The sequence below is a fragment of the uncultured Caballeronia sp. genome (assembly GCF_964243625.1).
GTDB lineage: Bacteria > Pseudomonadota > Gammaproteobacteria > Burkholderiales > Burkholderiaceae > Caballeronia.
The window spans coordinates 1-16098 of the sequence record NZ_CAXTGZ010000084.1 but is presented as its reverse complement, the minus strand read 5'-3'; the positions used below and the strand labels follow the sequence as shown (position 1 = coordinate 16098).

The window sequence follows — 16098 nt, the reverse complement described above, 5'->3', positions numbered from 1 at the left end:
GATCCATCGATTGATTCTTCAATTACTTCTTTTTCTTCGGGGCCATGACCATGATCATCTGGCGCCCTTCCATCTTCGGCATTTGCTCGACCTGGCCATGCTCTTCGAGGTCAGCCTTCAGCCGCTCGAGCACGCGCATGCCAATTTCCTGGTGAGCCATTTCCCGGCCGCGGAAACGCAACGTGATTTTCGTCTTGTCGCCGTCTTCGAGGAAGCGCGTGAGGTTGCGCAGTTTCACGTTGTAGTCACCGTCGTCGGTGCCAGGACGGAATTTGACTTCCTTGACCTGAACGATCTTCTGCTTGAGTTTCGCCTCGTGCTGCTTCTTGGCTTCCGAATACTTGAACTTGCCGTAGTCCATCAACCGGGCGACAGGCGGAACAGCCTGAGGCGCGATTTCGACGAGATCCACGTCTTGTTGTTCCGACATGCGGAAAGCATCGGCGAGCTTCACGATTCCTAGCGGCTCATTGTCCACTCCGACCAGGCGCAACTCAGGTGCCGTGATTTCCCCGTTGATGCGATGTGCAGACTTATCAGTAGCGATGTTACGTTTCCTCTAAAAATTCAAAAAAACTAGCCGCGCTGCGGGTGGGCTTACTTGTACGCCTGCACGTCCTGCTGCAGACGCTCAAGGAATGCATCGACCGGCATAACGCCAGCGTCGATACCGCCACGAGCACGCACGGCTACGGTATGGGCATCACGTTCTTTGTCCCCGACTACCAGCAGATACGGGACCTTTTGCATCGTGTGCTCACGTATTTTATAACTAATCTTCTCGTTGCGCAAATCGCTCTCTACTCTAAGCCCTTGTTTTTGCAACGATTGGGTCAGTTCCTGCGCATAGTCGGCCTGACTTTCCGCGATGTTCAGGACCACAGCCTGCACTGGCGCGAGCCACGACGGCATTGCACCAGCATGGTGCTCGATCAAAATACCAAGGAATCGCTCCATGGACCCGACGATTGCACGATGCAGCATCACCGGACGCTTGCGGCTATTGTCTTCAGCCACATACTCGGCGCCCAGCCGCTCCGGGAGGACCATGTCGAGTTGCAGCGTCCCGCATTGCCACGAGCGGCCAAGCGCGTCCTTGATGTGATATTCGATCTTCGGACCGTAGAACGCGCCTTCGCCCGGCAATTCTTCCCAGGTCAGACCACAGGCCGTCAGAGCGTCGCGCAGGCCTTGCTCGGCGCGGTCCCAGGTTTCATCGGTGCCGGCACGGGCGTCAGGACGCAGCGACAGCTTGATGTCGATGTGATCAAAGCCGAAATCCTTATAGATGCTCATCGCAAGTGTGTTGAACGCGATCGATTCTTCGATGAACTGGTCTTCGGTACAGAAAATGTGTGCGTCGTCCTGAACGAAGCCACGCACGCGCATCAAGCCGTGCAGCGCGCCGGACGCTTCATTCCGATGACACGAGCCGAATTCCGCGTAACGCAGCGGCAGGTCGCGATACGAACGCAAACCATGATTGAACACCTGCACGTGGCCGGGGCAGTTCATGGGCTTGATGGCGTAGTCGCGCTTTTCGGATTCAGTCGTGAACATGTTTTCACGATAGTTCTGCCAGTGACCCGACGCTTCCCAGAGGGAGCGGTCCATGATCATCGGCGTCTTGATTTCAAGGTATCCGACTTCGTTCAGGCGGCGGCGAATGTATTGCTCGACCTGTTGCCAGATCGCCCAGCCCTTCGGATGCCAGAACACCATGCCCGGCGCTTCTTCCTGCAGATGGAACAGATCGAGCTGCTTCGCGAGCTTGCGGTGATCGCGCTTCTCGGCCTCTTCCAGCATGTGCAGATACGCTTCCTGGTCTTCCTTCTTGGTCCAGGCCGTACCGTAGATGCGCTGCAGTTGCTCGTTCTTCGAGTCGCCGCGCCAGTAGGCGCCTGCAACTTTCATCAGTTTGAAGACTTTCAGCTTGCCGGTCGACGGCACGTGCGGGCCGCGGCACAGGTCGGTGAACCCGCCATGTGAGTAGAGCTTGATGTCGTCGGTAGACGGGATCGATTCGATGATCTCCGCCTTGTATTTCTCGCCGATGCTCTTGAAGTAGTCCACCGCTTCGCCGCGCGTAACGACCCGACGTGAAACCGGTTCGTCCTTCTTTGCGATCTCGGCCATGCGCTTCTCGATCTTCTCGAGGTCTTCCGGCGTGAAGGGACGGCTGTACGCGAAGTCGTAGTAGAAGCCGTTTTCGATTACGGGACCGATGGTGACTTGCGCTTCCGGATACAGGTCCTTGACCGCGTAGGCAAGCAAATGCGCGGTGGAGTGACGAATGATGTCGAGACCGTCAGCGTCCTTGTCCGTGACGATCGAGAGCGATGCATCACGCTCGATCAGCGTGGAGGTATCGACGAGTTCGCCGTCGAGCTTGCCGCCCAGAGCGGCCTTGGCAAGTCCTGCGCCAATCGATGCGGCAACTTCCGCAACCGTCACCGGGTGGTCGTACTGGCGAACTGACCCGTCGGGCAAACGTATCGAAACCATTTCGTTCTCCAAGACGCCGAAAGCCGGCGTCCAAGTTCATTCAACAATGCCTTGCAAGACGCGAAACTACCGCGCGAAGACAAAAAAAATGCGGCCCCACATTCGAGGGGCCGCATTCACTTTTCCTACAACTGCAAAGGCGAAAGTGGTCCTCGACTAGCGTCGTTCCGAAGTTGTATCGGTCAACGTTCGCGGTGCCATCTTGTTCATTTGCCTTTCGCGCCAAGACGCTTGCTGCAGTTTTGAAAATCCGGCGAACCGGACTTTCACTTTCGTTGGTAGGCTCGATTGGACTCGAACCAACGACCCCCACCATGTCAAGGTGGTGCTCTAACCAGCTGAGCTACGAGCCTGAAGAAGCGAAATTATATGGTGCGTTTTGAATCCTGGCAAGTGCTTTCATGCGATGACACTGAAGATATTCGTCGATACGTTTAAGAAGCCCCAACAATGCGCTGCTGATTCAAAGCGTTAAGCCGCATGACCACGAACGAAAATGTGTTAGCCGCGCCGCGTTGCCCGCACGACGCCCTGCACTTCACTCAGCAACGAGCAAGCGCGCTGGATCTGCGCGGCACTCGATACCTCGACCGTGAACTGCATATAGGCAACGTTGCGCCGGCTTTGCGTCTTCACGCCGGTCACATTCATCTTCTCACGTGCAAACACTTCGGAAATGTCGCGCAACAAACCTTGGCGATCGTTCGATTCGACAGCAAGGTCCACCGGATAAACAGACGATCCACGCCCGTTCATGACATCGGCCGACCAGGCTGTTTCAAGCACGCGCTCCGGCGAATGTTCGGCCATCCGCTGGAATGTCGCGCAATCACTGCGATGGATCGACATACCCTTGCCACGCGTCACAAACCCCGAGATGCGATCGGGCGGCGCCGGCCTGCAGCAACGCGCAAGCTGCGTGAGCAATGCGTCTACACCGACGACCAGCACACCGGTGGACGCACCCTGTGCAACGCTTTGCCCGCTGCTGCGCTTTTCGAACTGCGCGGGTGCCTCGGGTTCGGGTTCCGGCGGCGGCGTGTCGTGCAGCGCCTGCTCGATATTGCGCAGGCTGAACTCTTCCTTGCCTACAACCGCATACAGTTCTTCCGGCGTCTTGAAGCCAAGCTTCGATGCCAGTTGATCCAGATTGACGGACGTCTTGCCTTCGCGCTGCAACGTCTTTTCAACCAGTGCCCGGCCGTTTGTGATGTTCTCTTCGGAATCGACCGAATTAAACCATGCGCGCACTTTCTGCCGCGCGCGCGGACTGTGCAGATAGCCGAGCAAAGGGTTGAGCCAGTCGCGCGACGGGCCGCCCTCCTTCACCGCGACGATTTCCACCGTCTGGCCGTTTTGCAAAGGCGTGTTGAGCGGCACCATGGCGCCATCGACACGCGCACCGCGGCAACGATGCCCTAGTTCGCTATGCAGGTGATATGCGAAATCCACCGGCGTCGAGCCGTGCGGCATCGCAATCACGCGCGCCTGCGGCGTGAGCACGTAGATATGGTCGTCGTCGAGGGTTGCTTCGCGCAGATGCTGCCAGGGTTGCGCACCCGGTTCTTCGCTTTCGGAAACGTCTTCCTTCCAGGCCAGCAGTTGCCGCAACCACGCGATCTTCTCGTCGTATTTTTCAGCCGCCGTCACCTGCCCGCCGTAGGCTCGCGTGCCGGCTTCCTTGTAACGCCAGTGCGCCGCCACGCCATACTCAGCGAAGCTGTGCATTTCCATGGTGCGGATCTGGACTTCAAACGCGCGGCCATCGTCACCGACCACCACCGTATGCAGCGACCGATAACCATTGGGCTTCGGCCGCGAGATGTAGTCGTCGAATTCCCGCGGAACCGGCTGCCACAGGTTATGGACAATACCCAACACCGTGTAGCAATCCTTGATATCGTCGACGATCACGCGAAACGCGCGCACGTCGTTCAGCTCGGAGAAATCCAGCTCCTTGCCGCGCATCTTCTTCCAGATGCTGTAGATGTGCTTCGGCCGTCCGCTCACCTCAGCGCGGATGTGCGCCGTAGCCAGCTCTTTCTGCAAGCGCGCGATGGCACTGGTCACATACGCTTCGCGCTCGATGCGTTTTTCGTCGAGCAGCTTGGCGATGCGCTTGTATGTAGGCGGTTCCTCGAATCGAAACGCGAGGTCCTCCAGTTCCCACTTCAGTTGCCAGATGCCGAGGCGGTTTGCCAGCGGCGCATAGATCTCGAGCGTCTCGCGCGGTACATCGGGCGACGGATCAAGCTTGTTCGCCGCGTAAAAGCGCAGCGACTGCAGCCGCGATGCAAGGCGGATCAGCACCACCCGAATGTCTTGCGCAAACGCCAGCAACATCTTGCGCAGCGCTTCGACCTGGGCGCGACGCGCCGCTTGTGCGTCGCGGCCCGTCTCGGGCAATGTCGCCTGCGTGGCGCGCGAGCTGACGGAGCCCAGACGCCACAGCTTGCGGACATCGGCAACAAGGCTTTGCACCTCTTCGCCGAAACGTTCGGTGATCACACGTTCCGGATCGTCGATATGCGGCGCGATGGCAAACAGCGCCGCCGCCGCGATTGCCGCCGGATCTACGTTCAACGTCTGCATGATCCGCGCCGTGCCGGCTGCGTGTTCGGCCAGCAACTCGCCGCTCGTCAACCGCGCGTCGCCAGCGTGTTCGCGTACGAACGCGAGCGCGTCGTCGAAGGACGGCTCGGGGTTCAATGCGGGAGAAACGGCGGTATCGGGCATGCGATCGATCAGGTGCGAAGCAATGTTTGACTATCAGTCATGCGCCTTGTCAAACAAGGCGGCGATGACAACCACTTCCACGAGGCATGCCGGGTTGGCAAGCTTCGCTTCCACGGTCGCGCGCGGGGGCGTATTGCCTTCGGGCACCCACATGTCCCACGCCGCGTTCATGGCGGCGAAATTCGCCAGGTCCGAAATGTAGATCTGCACCGACAGCAGTTGCGTCTTGTCGCTTCCGACTTCAGCGAGCAAGCGGTCGATGTGGCCAAGCACTTCGCGAGTCTGACCCGTGATGTCCTGATCGGTGTCTTCGGCAATCTGGCCCGCGAGATAAACGGTGCCGTTGTGGATCGCGGCTTCGGAAAGACGCGCGCCGACATGAAGACGGATAACTGCCATGAATGCCTCTGAAAAGTGATTTGTCAAAAAAACCGTGCGAAGCCCAATATTATGCCTCGTGTGTTTCCGTATCGAGGAAGAAGCGGTAGGCGAGGTCTATCTGTTCCGGCGCGAGAAATGCCGGGGCGTGACCTACACCCTTGACCTCAGCGCTTGTCACGGCCTGGCCTGTGGCGACCATCTTTTCGACCGTTTCCCGCGATAACAGATCCGAATTCTCGCCGCGTACGACCAGAACTGGATGCTTGATCGCCGCAAGCGAATGCCAAAGAATCGCCTCCCCAAGCGCGGCCGCATTTGCATCTGCAGCGGCAAAGGGCACGGCGATCTTCGGATCGTATCTGTAAGCCCAGCGCCCATCGCGCTCGTGCATCAGCGGCGTATTGATCGCGCGCCATTCCTCGGCGCTCAACGGGCCGAAGGACGCCGCGAGTTGCGCCGCATTGTCGATTCCATCCTGAAGCGTGGCGAAGGTTTCGTCGCGGCCCAGATAGCTGCCAATGCGCTCTAGCGCCACCGGCTCGATGTGCGGCCCCACGTCGTTGAGCAGCAACTTACGGATGGGCGTGTTCGGCAGCCCGGCGAGTCCCAGCCCGATCAATCCGCCCATGGATGTTCCGAACCAGTCCACCGTTTCCACATTCAGGCGTGCGATCAGCGCGACCATGTCCGAAACGTATTGCGGCACGCCGTAATGTTTCGGGTCGGCAAGCCAGTCGGAAAGCCCTCGCCCGACCACGTCCGGACACACCACGCGATACTCCCGCGCGAGCACCTTCGCCACCTCGTCAAAATCGCGGCCGGACCGTGTCAGCCCGTGAACGCACACGAGCACGCGCGGGTTTGCGGGATCGCCCCACTCCGTATAAGCCATGCGATGCAAACCGGACGGGCTGATGCATTGCACGTGGCGTTGCCGAGGCTCGGAAACGAAGGAAGGCGCAGCTTCGACGATGGTCGCGGACATGATTTTCCTTGGGCGCAGTAGCGCTGCTGCATGACGGATGGATCAATGAAATCGATTGTAAACGCTTTGCGCGCCGCATTTCTTCGTCAGACACAAGGTTGGCCAACCGGTCTATGCGCGGCGTCGTCAGTCAATGAACAGTTACGAAAAAAGGGCTGCACCAACGCGAAGTTGGAACAGCCCTTTCCGGCCGGCAGACCGCGCCAGCGCTCAACGCTTACTTGACTGCGCTCACATCCAGCGGCGCGCCGGTTTTCTGTTGAATCTCTTCCACACTGACGCCAGGAGCCAGTTCGATCAGCTTGAGGCCCGCGTCCGTCACGTCGATCACGCCTAGATCCGTAATGATCCGGTCGACCACGCCCTTGCCCGTCAACGGCAAAGTGCACTCTTCCAGAATCTTGTGCTGGTCGCCCTTCGCGACGTGTTCCATCAGCACGATCACGCGTTTCACGCCCGCTACCAGGTCCATGGCGCCGCCCATGCCCTTGATCATCTTGCCAGGGATCATCCAGTTGGCGAGGTCGCCGTCCTTGCTGATCTGCATGGCGCCGAGGATGGCGAGGTTCACGTGGCCGCCGCGGATCATGGCAAACGAATCCGCCGATGAAAATATCGACGATCCCGGCAATGTGGTCACCGTTTGCTTGCCGGCGTTGATCAGATCGGCATCGACTTCTTCTTCAGTCGGTGACGGCCCGATACCGAGCAAGCCGTTCTCCGATTGCAGCCACACTTCCATGCCGGCCGGCACGTGGTTCGCGACCAGCGTGGGCAGCCCGATCCCGAGGTTCACATAAAACCCGTCCTGCAATTCCTTGCCCGCCCGCGCGGCCATCTGGTTCCGGTCCCATGCCATGATCAGTCTCCTTTTGCGCGCACGACGCGTTGTTCGATGCGTTTTTCCGGGTGCGCATTCAGCACGATGCGCTGCACGAAAATCCCCGGCGTGTGAATGGCGTCCGGATCGAGCTCACCGACTTCCACGATTTCCTCCACTTCGACCACCGTGATCTTGCCGGCCATGGCGCACATCGGGTTGAAGTTGCGGGCCGTGCGTCGATAAATCAGGTTGCCGGATTTGTCGGCTTTCCATGCTTTCACGAGCGCTACATCGGCCGTGAGCGAGGGTTCGAGCACGTAGAAGTTGTCGCCAAATTTGCGCGTCTCCTTGCCTTCGGCGATCACCGTGCCATAACCCGTGTTCGTGAAAAACGCCGGAATGCCCGAGCCGCCCGCGCGCAGCTTTTCCGCCAGCGTGCCTTGCGGCGTGAATTCGAGCTCGAGTTCGCCGGCCAGATATTGCCGCTCGAACTCCTTGTTTTCGCCCACATACGACGAAATCATCTTCTTGACCTGGCGGGTTTCGAGCAGAAGGCCAAGGCCGAAGCCATCGACGCCCGCGTTATTGCTGATACACGTGATTCCCTGGACGCCCGTGTCGCGCAATGCCGCGATCAGCGCTTCGGGAATGCCGCACAGGCCGAATCCGCCGACGGCAAACGTCTGGCCGTCCTTCACGATGTCTTCGAGCGCCTCTTTCGCGCCGGGATAGACCTTCTTCATTTGTCCCTTCCTGATCTGGATGAAATCTGATTATTCGAGTCGTTGCGCCGTTCGTTTCTCTGGCGATAACGACTTTCTGACGTTGCAAAAGAGTACGACGATGCATCGATCCGGCACAATACGCAAAAATACATAAGTAATTGCCGTAGTGCGCGGCGATGCAAACATCAAACGCCCGTCGTCCGAGCCAAAATGCCTCAACTGGATTATCAAACTGCGTTTCATCTTGCGCCAGTCGGGCTGGTGTTGTCACGGGAACGGATCATCGAAGACTGCAACGCGCAGCTTTGTGCAATCTTCGGCGTAAAGCCCGAGGCGCTGATCGGACGCTCGTTCCAGGTGCTGTATCCGTCGCCGGTGGAATTCGAGCGGATCGGCGCGCGCATTTCCGCCTTGATGCAGCGTCAGGGCAGCTACGCCGACGACCGCATCATGAAACGCGCGAACGGGGAATTGTTCTGGTGCCACGTGACCGGACGGTCGCTGGATTTGAGCGCGCCGCATGCCGCGGGCGTCTGGACGTTCGAGGACCTGAGCGCGACGCGGCGAGTCGCCATCGAACTCACACCGCGTGAGCGCGAGATTGCCGCGCAACTCGTGACGGGCAAGACCAGCAAGCAGATCGGCCGCGCGCTCGACATCAGCTCGCGAACCGTCGACATCTACCGCGCGAAACTCATGCGCAAATACGACACGGGCAACGCCACCGAATTGCTGCAGCGGCTGCTGGGCGATTGATTACTTGTGCGGCGCCGCCGTTTCAATGGCATGACGCAGCAGATCCGGAATCGGCACCGATTTCGCAGCTGCGTAGTCGACCCACACGCATTTGGCGGTGCCGCGTGCGTAAAGCGTGGCGGGATCGTCCGCTCGATACAGCTCGAAGCGCGTATCGAAGCTGCTGCGTCCGGGCGCGCCGACAAACATGCTGCCAATGACGTCGCCCGGGTAATGGAGTTGCCTGAGGAATTCCATCGATGCATTCACGACCACCGGCCCCTGCCCTTTGGCGTTGGCGCCGGCAATGTCCAGCTCCCGGAACCACGTGATCCGCACTTCTTCCATGAAGCGGAAATACACCGTATTGTTGACGTGGCCGAATGCGTCCATGTCGCCCCACCGGATAGGCATGGACAAGTCGATGACGCGATGAAACCCGCCTTGCGCCGCGCCCGACGCTTGTTCGACAACCTGGCTCATAAGCCGAATCCATCGTCGGCGGCGATCACCGAGCCGTTGATGAACTGCGACTCGTCGGCGGCGAGCAGGAGCAACAGTCCATCCAGGTCTTCAGGCGTGCCCACGCGGCGGCGCGGCAAGATGGACAGCAGTTTCTGCCCCGCTTCGCTCTTCCAGTGGTGATGATTCAGTTCGGTATCGATATAACCGGGACAGATGGCGTTCACGTTGATCCCATGACGGCCCCATTCCTGCGCCATGGCTTTTGTCATATGTACGACGGCCGCCTTGCTCATGGAATACACGCCGATCTGCGGCAGCGTCTTGAGTCCGGCCATGGACGCGATGTTGATGATCCGGTAGCCGGGCTTTACGGTCCCGTTGCCGCGCATGATCATTCGCTTCGCCACTTCCTGCGCGACGAAAAACGCGCCGCGCGTGTTGGTATCGAAGACGAAATCGAAATCCGATGGCGTCACGTCCGTCAGCTTTTGCTGGGTCGATACACCCGAGTTGTTCACCAGAATATCGATAGTGCCCGCTTCCGTCTCCGCGTGGGCGACGGCGGACTTGATGCTCTGGTAGTCGGTGACATCGAGCGATACGACATGCGCCGCGCCGCCCGATGCCTCGATTTCAGCCCGCAATTCCTTGAGGCGCTCAGTGCGGCGGCTTGCCAGCACGACCCGTGCGCCGGCCTGCGACAGCACTTGCGCAAAGCGTTTGCCCAGTCCGCTGGAAGCGCCGGTAATAAGCGCGCATTTGCCTTCCAGGTTGATCGAACGGCCCATTGTTTTTCCTTGGTTGAAAGCGATTGAGTTGTTCGGGATCGGTCCGTCTTGCGCTCGTGTGATGCTGTTGCTTTGTACGAAATCTGCGCGGAACTGGACCAGGTCCAGCGAGCCAATATGCTATCGTGAAATAATACGGTCGTGCTAATCGCCGGAACGTTAGTTGCACCATACCTGTCGTTCCCTGACAATACGCGATCCCCAAAAAAGCATTCTAACGTTAGACAGGAGCATTGGATGACCCCGGCGAGTCTCATCGAGCAGTACGGTCCCCGTGAGTCCATGGAGTACGACGTCGTGATCGTGGGCGGCGGCCCTGCGGGACTTTCTGCGGCCATCCGGCTGAAACAGCTTGCGCAGGAAAAAGGCGTCGAACTCGGCGTATGCGTGCTGGAGAAAGGCTCCGAGATTGGTGCGCACATCCTCTCCGGCGCCGTCATGGACCCACGCGCGCTCAGCGAATTGCTGCCGGACTGGAAGACACAAGGCGCGCCGCTCGACGTGGAAGTGACCGAAGACCGCTTTCTGTTCCTGTCGCAGGACAGCGCGAAGCAAGTCCCGAACTGGTTGCTCCCGGACAACTTCAAGAACCACGGCAACTACGTAATTTCGCTGGCTAACGTTACCCGCTGGCTCGGCCAGCAGGCGGAAGCGCTGGGCGTCGAGATATTCCCGGGCTTTCCTGCAGCCGAAGTGCTCTACACGGAAGACGGCGCCGTGCGCGGCGTGGCGACCGGCAACCTGGGCGTGGGCAAGAACGGCGAGCCGACCGGCAATTTCCAGCTCGGCATGGAATTGCACGCCAAATACACGCTCTTTTGCGAAGGCGCGCGCGGCAATCTCGGCCGGCAGTTGATGGACAAATTCAAGCTCGGCCGCGACGCCGATCCGCAGGTCTATGGCCTCGGCATCAAGGAACTCTGGACAATCGACCCGGCCAAGCACAAGCCGGGTCTGGTGATTCATACCGCCGGCTGGCCGCTCGAAACCGATACCTACGGCGGCTCGTTCCTCTATCACATGGACAATAACCAGGTAATGGTCGGATTTGTCGTGGGCCTCGGGTACTCGAATCCGTATCTGTCGCCGTTCGAGGAGTTCCAGCGCTACAAGACGCATCCTGCAATCCGTACGTTCCTGGAAGGCGGCAAACGCGTGTCGTATGGCGCGCGCGCGATCGTGGCCGGCGGCCTCATGTCGCTGCCGAAGCTGGTGTTCAAGGGCGGCGCCCTGGTCGGCGACGATGCCGGGTTCCTGAATGCATCGCGGATCAAGGGCAGTCACGCGGCAATCAAATCCGGCAAGATGGCGGCGGAAGCGGCGTTCGACGCAGTGCAAGCCGGCCGCGAGGCCGATGAACTGACCGCATACCCGGAATCGTTCAATAACTCGTGGCTCAAGACCGAGCTGTATCGCGCCCGCAATTTCAAGCAGTGGATGAGCAAAGGCCTGTACATGGGCACGTTCATGGTCGGCCTCGAACAGAAGCTGCTGGGCGGCAACGTGCCCTGGACGCTGCACCATCAGCACGCCGATAACGAAACGCTCAAGCCGGCATCGCAATGCAAGCCGATTGTTTATCCGAAGCCGGATGGCAAGCTGACGTTCGACCGGCTCACGTCGGTGTTCATATCGAACACGAATCACGACGAGAACCAGCCGCCGCATTTGACGCTGAAGGATGCGTCGGTTCCGGTCGATGTGAATCTGCGCACGTACGCCGGACCGGAAAGCCGTTATTGCCCGGCGCAGGTGTACGAGTTCGTGAAAAACGACGACGGCACCGAGCGCCTGCAAATCAACGCGCAAAACTGCGTCCACTGCAAGACGTGCGATATCAAGGACCCGACGCAGAACATCGTGTGGGTTCCGCCTGAAGGCGGCGGCGGTCCGAACTATCCGAACATGTGATCGTTCGGCTGGATTGTCGGTTAGAAGGCCTGAACGCTTGAAAAAAACGCCGGTTCTTTGTGAGAACCGGCGATTTTTTATTCGGGGATGTGCGCCGCGATGTGAGGCGTAGTCGTCTCGACATCGCCATTCTGCGCGCGATGTCGCAGCGCGTGATCGATCAGGACCAGCGCGAGCAGTGCTTCGGCGATAGGGGTCGCGCGAATCCCGACGCACGGATCGTGGCGGCCGAAAGTTTCGACGGTGGCCGCGTGACCGGCTTTGTCGATGGATTCACGCGGCGTGCGGATGCTCGACGTCGGCTTGATTGCGATAGACACCGTAATGTCCTGCCCGCTCGAAATCCCGCCGAGCACGCCGCCTGCGTTGTTCGCGGCGAAACCTTCCGGCGTCATCTCGTCGCCGTGAACGCTGCCGCGTTGCGCGACGCTCGCAAAGCCCGCGCCGATTTCGACACCCTTCACGGCATTGATGCCCATCATCGCCTTGGCGATGTCAGCATCGAGACGGTCATAGAGCGGCTCGCCCAAACCCGCCGGCACGCCCGTTGCAATCACGCCGATGCGCGCGCCGATCGAGTCGCCGTCGTGGCGCAGCGCGTCAATGTATTCCTCGAGACGCGGCACGATCTCGGCATTCGGCGCAAAAAACGGATTTTCACGCACGTGTTCCCATGCCACGAATGGAATCGGGATCTCGCCGAGCGCGCTCATGAAGCCGTGGGTTTCGATGCCATACCGTTCCCGCAGCCACTTCTTCGCGACCGCACCGGCCGCCACTGTCGGCGCCGTCAAGCGCGCCGAAGAGCGGCCGCCGCCACGATAATCGCGGATTCCATATTTCTGCCAGTACGTGTAATCGGCGTGTCCGGGACGAAACGTCTCCGCGATATTGCCGTAATCCTTGCTGCGCTGATCGGTGTTGCGAATCAGCAAGGCGATCGGCGTGCCGGTCGTCCTGCCTTCGAAAACACCCGAAAGGATCTCGACCTGATCGGCTTCCTGCCGCTGCGTCACGTGGCGCGACGTGCCGGGTTTGCGTCGATCGAGCTCGATCTGGATATCGGCTTCGGTCAGCGCCATTCCCGGCGGGCAGCCGTCGATCACGCAACCGATCGCAGGACCATGCGACTCGCCGAAGTTCGTGACGGTGAAAAGCGTGCCGAGTGTGTTGCCGGACATGAGCGTCGTCCTGAAAATATCGAGAGAGCCGATATTATGCCAGCCGGGAGCCCTTCCAGCCTCGTTCCGCCCCTGTTTGCGCCTACTTGCGGGCGCCCCGGAGCGTCGCAACGAGTTGTTGCAAGTGTTCCGGGGTGGCATCGGCGGGATCGATCGGCTCGCCAACCGCCAGCGTCAGCCGGCTCATCACGCCGCGCTGGATCGGACGCGGCCAGCTCGTGTCCCCATAACGGGAAAAGACGCTGCCCCACAAACCACGCAGCGCCAGCGGTATGACCGGCGCCGACCGGCGTCTCAGAATCTCGCTGATGCCGTGGCGGAACGGGTTCAGCTCGCCCGTTCGCGTCAGCTTGCCTTCGGGGAAGATGCAGACGAGGTCGCCTTCGGCAAGCGCGCGGCCGCAGGCATCGTAGGCCTTTTCGAGCAGCGCCGCGTCTTCGTGGGCCGGCGCGATCGGAATTGCCTTTACATGGCGAAACAGCCAGCCGATCAGCGGCGAGCGAAAAATCCGATGATCCATCACGAAGCGAATCGGCCGGGGACTTTCCGACATGATCACGATGGCATCGACGAAACTCACATGGTTGCAGACCAGCACAGCCGCGCCGTGCTCGGGAATCCGCTCGGCGTTGACAAGCCTGATCCGGTAGAACGTGTGCACGAGAATCCACGCGAGAAACCGCAGCAGGAATTCGGGCACGAGCGAATAGATGTAGGCGGCCACCACGATATTGAGCAACGCCGTGGTGAGGAACAGTCCCGGAATGCCCACGCCCGCTGACGTCAATCCCATGGCCATCAGCGCCGACACGATCATGAAAAACGAGTTGAGGATATTGTTCGCGGCGATGATCCGCGCGCGATGCGTCGGCTGGCTGCGCGCCTGGATCAGCGCGTACAGCGGGACGCTGTAAAAACCGCCGAACATGGCGAGCAGGAACAGGTCCGCCAGAATGCGCCAGTGGACGCCGATCTGGAGGAATTCGGCAATGCCCATCAAGTGACCGGCCGGAACGATCTTATGGCTCGCAAAAAACAGGTCGATGGCAAATACGCTGATACCAATCGATCCCAGCGGAACAAGCCCGATCTCGACGCGCCGCTTCGAGAGCTTTTCACACAGAAGCGAACCTGTGCCGATGCCTATCGAAAACGTCCCCAGCAACAGAGTGACCACGTCGGGATTCGCCGACAGCACATCTTTGGCGAAGTTGAAAAACGACGTGAGGAAAGTCGCGCCGACAAACCATAGCCACGAGATACCGAGCAGGCTCAGGAACACAGTCCGGTCGCGGCGTGCAAGCGCGAGATTGCGCCACGTTTCGGTGAAGGGATTCCAGTTGATCTTCAAATCGGGCTGAAGCGCCGCCGTGCTGGGCACGAAACTCGACGCCACGCGGCCAATCAACGCGACTGCGACGCAGCACACGGCGAGCAGAATCGCACCATGCTCCATCCACCCGGCCGACGCGCCGCCGATGATCGTGCCGATCAAAATTGCCACGAACGTCCCCATCTCGACAAGTCCGTTGCCGCCCACGAGTTCGGACGGCTGCAAATGCTGTGGCAGGTACGCATATTTCACCGGGCCGAAAACGGTCGAATGAACGCCCATCAGGAAGGTGCACAGGTAGAGCAGCGGCGCGCTGTGGAGCACGAATCCCGCGCCGCCAACCAGCATCACGGCGATTTCGAAGGTCTTCACAAAACGCGTGAGCGTGGCTTTGTCGTATTTATCGGCGATCTGGCCCGATGTCGCCGAAAACAGCACGAACGGCAAGATGAAGATGGCCGATATCAAAAAGGCAGCGGTTTTTGGATCGACGCCCGAAAAACGGGCGGCCTGAAACGTCACGAGCGACGTGAAGCCGACCTTGAAGACGTTGTCGTTGAGCGCCCCGAGAAACTGCGTCCAGAAAAATGGTGCAAAACGGCGCTCGCTCAAGAGGCGAAACTGGCCGTCGCCGTGTGCGGGCTTTGCAGGGTTCTCGCGGGCGGAAGCAGGCAATTCGCTCATGGATTATTGGAGTTGGTAGCTGAGAGACCTTGGCGCCGGACCACGCAATGCGGCGCCGGCTTCGAGACGAAAAAAATGCGCGCCGGACGGGGCGCGCATTGTTGCGAGCGTTTGACACGCGCTAAAGGGCTAATCGCGTTGTGCGTTCGCCGGGTTCAGCGCGCTTCTTCTTGCTGCTCGGGCCAGTCGCGAATATAGGCCTTGAGCATCTTGTTCTCGAAACCTTGTTCTTCCACCACGGCTTTCGCGACGTCGTAGAAAGAAATCACACCCATGAGGATGCCCTTTTCCATGACCGGCAAGTAGCGCACGTGGTGCTCGAGCATCATGCGGCGTACTTCGTTCACGTCGGTTTCCGGCGTACAGGTGATGGGATGGTCGTCCATGACCTTGCGGATGGTGAACGTGCCTACGCTGCCGCCGTTCTTGCTCAGGATCTGGATGATCTCGCGGAACGTGAGCATGCCAGCAAGATCACCGTATTCGATCACCACCAGTGAACCGATGTCGTGTGACGCCATTGCGTCAATGGCTTCGCTCAACGGCGTATCGGGCGTTACCGTGAAGAGCGCGTTGCCCTTGACGTTCAAAATGTCGCTGACTCGCATGATTGTCTCCTCGCGAAAAGCCTGAATATCTATCGATCCTAGCGGAAAGGCACTTAAAAAGAAAGCGCGCAAGAACCCCGTGTTTTGTCTGTAAAAGCCAAGCGGGGCGGGCTTTTGCACCGGGTCGGCGCGTGCAGCGCCAAGGCTGCCCTTGCGCTGCATGGCCGCGCGCCGGCTCAAACGCCGACGCTGGCGTCTACCCCAAGTTTGTCTGACCACACCCGATGTTACGATAAAT

General features: G+C 59.7%; 14 protein-coding genes and 1 tRNA gene. 2 read left to right on the top strand and 13 right to left on the bottom strand.

Annotated features, from left to right (window positions below; translation table 11 throughout):
• Positions 1-22: 22 nt before the first annotated feature.
• From infC to ACFFAR_RS08320, 8 genes are all read right to left on the bottom strand, one after another.
• Complete coding sequence (infC, locus tag ACFFAR_RS08355; protein ID WP_075359824.1) at positions 23-547, bottom strand: translation initiation factor IF-3; 525 nt, start codon at positions 545-547, stop codon at positions 23-25.
• 50 nt (positions 548-597) lie between these two features.
• Entirely contained in the window at positions 598-2505 is a 1908-nt protein-coding gene (gene thrS / locus ACFFAR_RS08350) for a threonine--tRNA ligase (protein WP_375507736.1), read from the bottom strand.
• A 276-nt stretch (positions 2506-2781) separates the two neighbouring features.
• Positions 2782-2858, bottom strand: a tRNA-Val gene (locus ACFFAR_RS08345).
• Between the two features lie 148 nt (positions 2859-3006).
• The gene (locus tag ACFFAR_RS08340) at positions 3007-5241 is read right to left on the bottom strand and encodes a bifunctional (p)ppGpp synthetase/guanosine-3',5'-bis(diphosphate) 3'-pyrophosphohydrolase (RefSeq protein WP_062170091.1); all 2235 of its coding nucleotides are present in this window, start codon (positions 5239-5241) and stop codon (positions 3007-3009) included.
• A 33-nt stretch (positions 5242-5274) separates the two neighbouring features.
• Entirely contained in the window at positions 5275-5640 is a 366-nt protein-coding gene (locus ACFFAR_RS08335; protein WP_062170092.1) for a RidA family protein, read from the bottom strand.
• A gap of 49 nt (positions 5641-5689) precedes the next feature.
• Positions 5690-6607: an alpha/beta fold hydrolase gene (locus ACFFAR_RS08330; protein WP_174363646.1), complete on the bottom strand. Its 918-nt coding sequence runs from the start codon at positions 6605-6607 to the stop codon at positions 5690-5692.
• Between the two features lie 217 nt (positions 6608-6824).
• Positions 6825-7466, bottom strand: a complete 642-nt coding sequence (locus ACFFAR_RS08325) for a CoA transferase subunit B (protein ID WP_061999731.1) — start codon at positions 7464-7466, stop codon at positions 6825-6827.
• A 2-nt stretch (positions 7467-7468) separates the two neighbouring features.
• Positions 7469-8173 (bottom strand): 3-oxoacid CoA-transferase subunit A, encoded by a 705-nt coding sequence (locus ACFFAR_RS08320; protein WP_174364528.1) that lies wholly within the window; start codon positions 8171-8173, stop codon positions 7469-7471.
• 192 nt (positions 8174-8365) lie between these two features.
• On the opposite strand from ACFFAR_RS08320, the gene ACFFAR_RS08315 reads away from it, so the two are divergent.
• Complete coding sequence (locus ACFFAR_RS08315; protein ID WP_061999733.1) at positions 8366-8911, top strand: LuxR C-terminal-related transcriptional regulator; 546 nt, start codon at positions 8366-8368, stop codon at positions 8909-8911.
• Here ACFFAR_RS08315 and ACFFAR_RS08310 read toward each other — a convergent pair whose 3' ends face one another.
• Positions 8912-9373 (bottom strand): thioesterase family protein, encoded by a 462-nt coding sequence (locus ACFFAR_RS08310; RefSeq protein WP_062170094.1) that lies wholly within the window; start codon positions 9371-9373, stop codon positions 8912-8914.
• The gene (locus tag ACFFAR_RS08305; protein ID WP_061999735.1) at positions 9370-10143 is read right to left on the bottom strand and encodes an SDR family oxidoreductase; all 774 of its coding nucleotides are present in this window, start codon (positions 10141-10143) and stop codon (positions 9370-9372) included. The genes ACFFAR_RS08310 and ACFFAR_RS08305 overlap by 4 nt, the downstream gene beginning before the upstream one ends.
• Positions 10144-10380: 237 nt before the next feature.
• Here ACFFAR_RS08305 and ACFFAR_RS08300 point away from each other — a divergent pair, with 237 nt between their 5' ends.
• Positions 10381-12054, top strand: a complete 1674-nt coding sequence (locus tag ACFFAR_RS08300; RefSeq protein WP_062170095.1) for an electron transfer flavoprotein-ubiquinone oxidoreductase — start codon at positions 10381-10383, stop codon at positions 12052-12054.
• Positions 12055-12131: 77 nt separating this feature from the next.
• Here ACFFAR_RS08300 and aroC read toward each other — a convergent pair whose 3' ends face one another.
• The 3 genes from aroC to ACFFAR_RS08285 form a co-directional block, all read right to left on the bottom strand.
• Entirely contained in the window at positions 12132-13235 is a 1104-nt protein-coding gene (gene aroC, locus ACFFAR_RS08295; protein WP_375507735.1) for a chorismate synthase, read from the bottom strand.
• An 82-nt stretch (positions 13236-13317) separates the two neighbouring features.
• The gene (locus tag ACFFAR_RS08290) at positions 13318-15252 is read right to left on the bottom strand and encodes an MFS transporter (RefSeq protein ID WP_375507734.1); all 1935 of its coding nucleotides are present in this window, start codon (positions 15250-15252) and stop codon (positions 13318-13320) included.
• Positions 15253-15407: 155 nt separating this feature from the next.
• Positions 15408-15860, bottom strand: a complete 453-nt coding sequence (locus ACFFAR_RS08285; protein ID WP_061999739.1) for a CBS domain-containing protein — start codon at positions 15858-15860, stop codon at positions 15408-15410.
• Positions 15861-16098 lie beyond the last annotated feature (238 nt).

What these genes read in the sequence shown, in the direction of transcription:
- ACFFAR_RS08330 (WP_174363646.1), bottom strand. Translation starts at nt 6,607, where the DNA reads ATGTCCGCGACCATCGTCGAAGCTGCGCCTTCCTTCGTTTCCGAGCCT.
- ACFFAR_RS08310 (WP_062170094.1), bottom strand. Translation starts at nt 9,373, where the DNA reads ATGAGCCAGGTTGTCGAACAAGCGTCGGGCGCGGCGCAAGGCGGGTTT.
- thrS (WP_375507736.1), bottom strand. Translation starts at nt 2,505, where the DNA reads ATGGTTTCGATACGTTTGCCCGACGGGTCAGTTCGCCAGTACGACCAC.
- ACFFAR_RS08305 (WP_061999735.1), bottom strand. Translation starts at nt 10,143, where the DNA reads ATGGGCCGTTCGATCAACCTGGAAGGCAAATGCGCGCTTATTACCGGC.
- ACFFAR_RS08325 (WP_061999731.1), bottom strand. Translation starts at nt 7,466, where the DNA reads ATGGCATGGGACCGGAACCAGATGGCCGCGCGGGCGGGCAAGGAATTG.
- aroC (WP_375507735.1), bottom strand. Translation starts at nt 13,235, where the DNA reads ATGTCCGGCAACACACTCGGCACGCTTTTCACCGTCACGAACTTCGGC.
- ACFFAR_RS08285 (WP_061999739.1), bottom strand. Translation starts at nt 15,860, where the DNA reads ATGCGAGTCAGCGACATTTTGAACGTCAAGGGCAACGCGCTCTTCACG.
- ACFFAR_RS08335 (WP_062170092.1), bottom strand. Translation starts at nt 5,640, where the DNA reads ATGGCAGTTATCCGTCTTCATGTCGGCGCGCGTCTTTCCGAAGCCGCG.
- ACFFAR_RS08320 (WP_174364528.1), bottom strand. Translation starts at nt 8,173, where the DNA reads ATGAAGAAGGTCTATCCCGGCGCGAAAGAGGCGCTCGAAGACATCGTG.
- ACFFAR_RS08315 (WP_061999733.1), top strand. Translation starts at nt 8,366, where the DNA reads ATGCCTCAACTGGATTATCAAACTGCGTTTCATCTTGCGCCAGTCGGG.
- ACFFAR_RS08340 (WP_062170091.1), bottom strand. Translation starts at nt 5,241, where the DNA reads ATGCCCGATACCGCCGTTTCTCCCGCATTGAACCCCGAGCCGTCCTTC.
- ACFFAR_RS08290 (WP_375507734.1), bottom strand. Translation starts at nt 15,252, where the DNA reads ATGAGCGAATTGCCTGCTTCCGCCCGCGAGAACCCTGCAAAGCCCGCA.
- ACFFAR_RS08300 (WP_062170095.1), top strand. Translation starts at nt 10,381, where the DNA reads ATGACCCCGGCGAGTCTCATCGAGCAGTACGGTCCCCGTGAGTCCATG.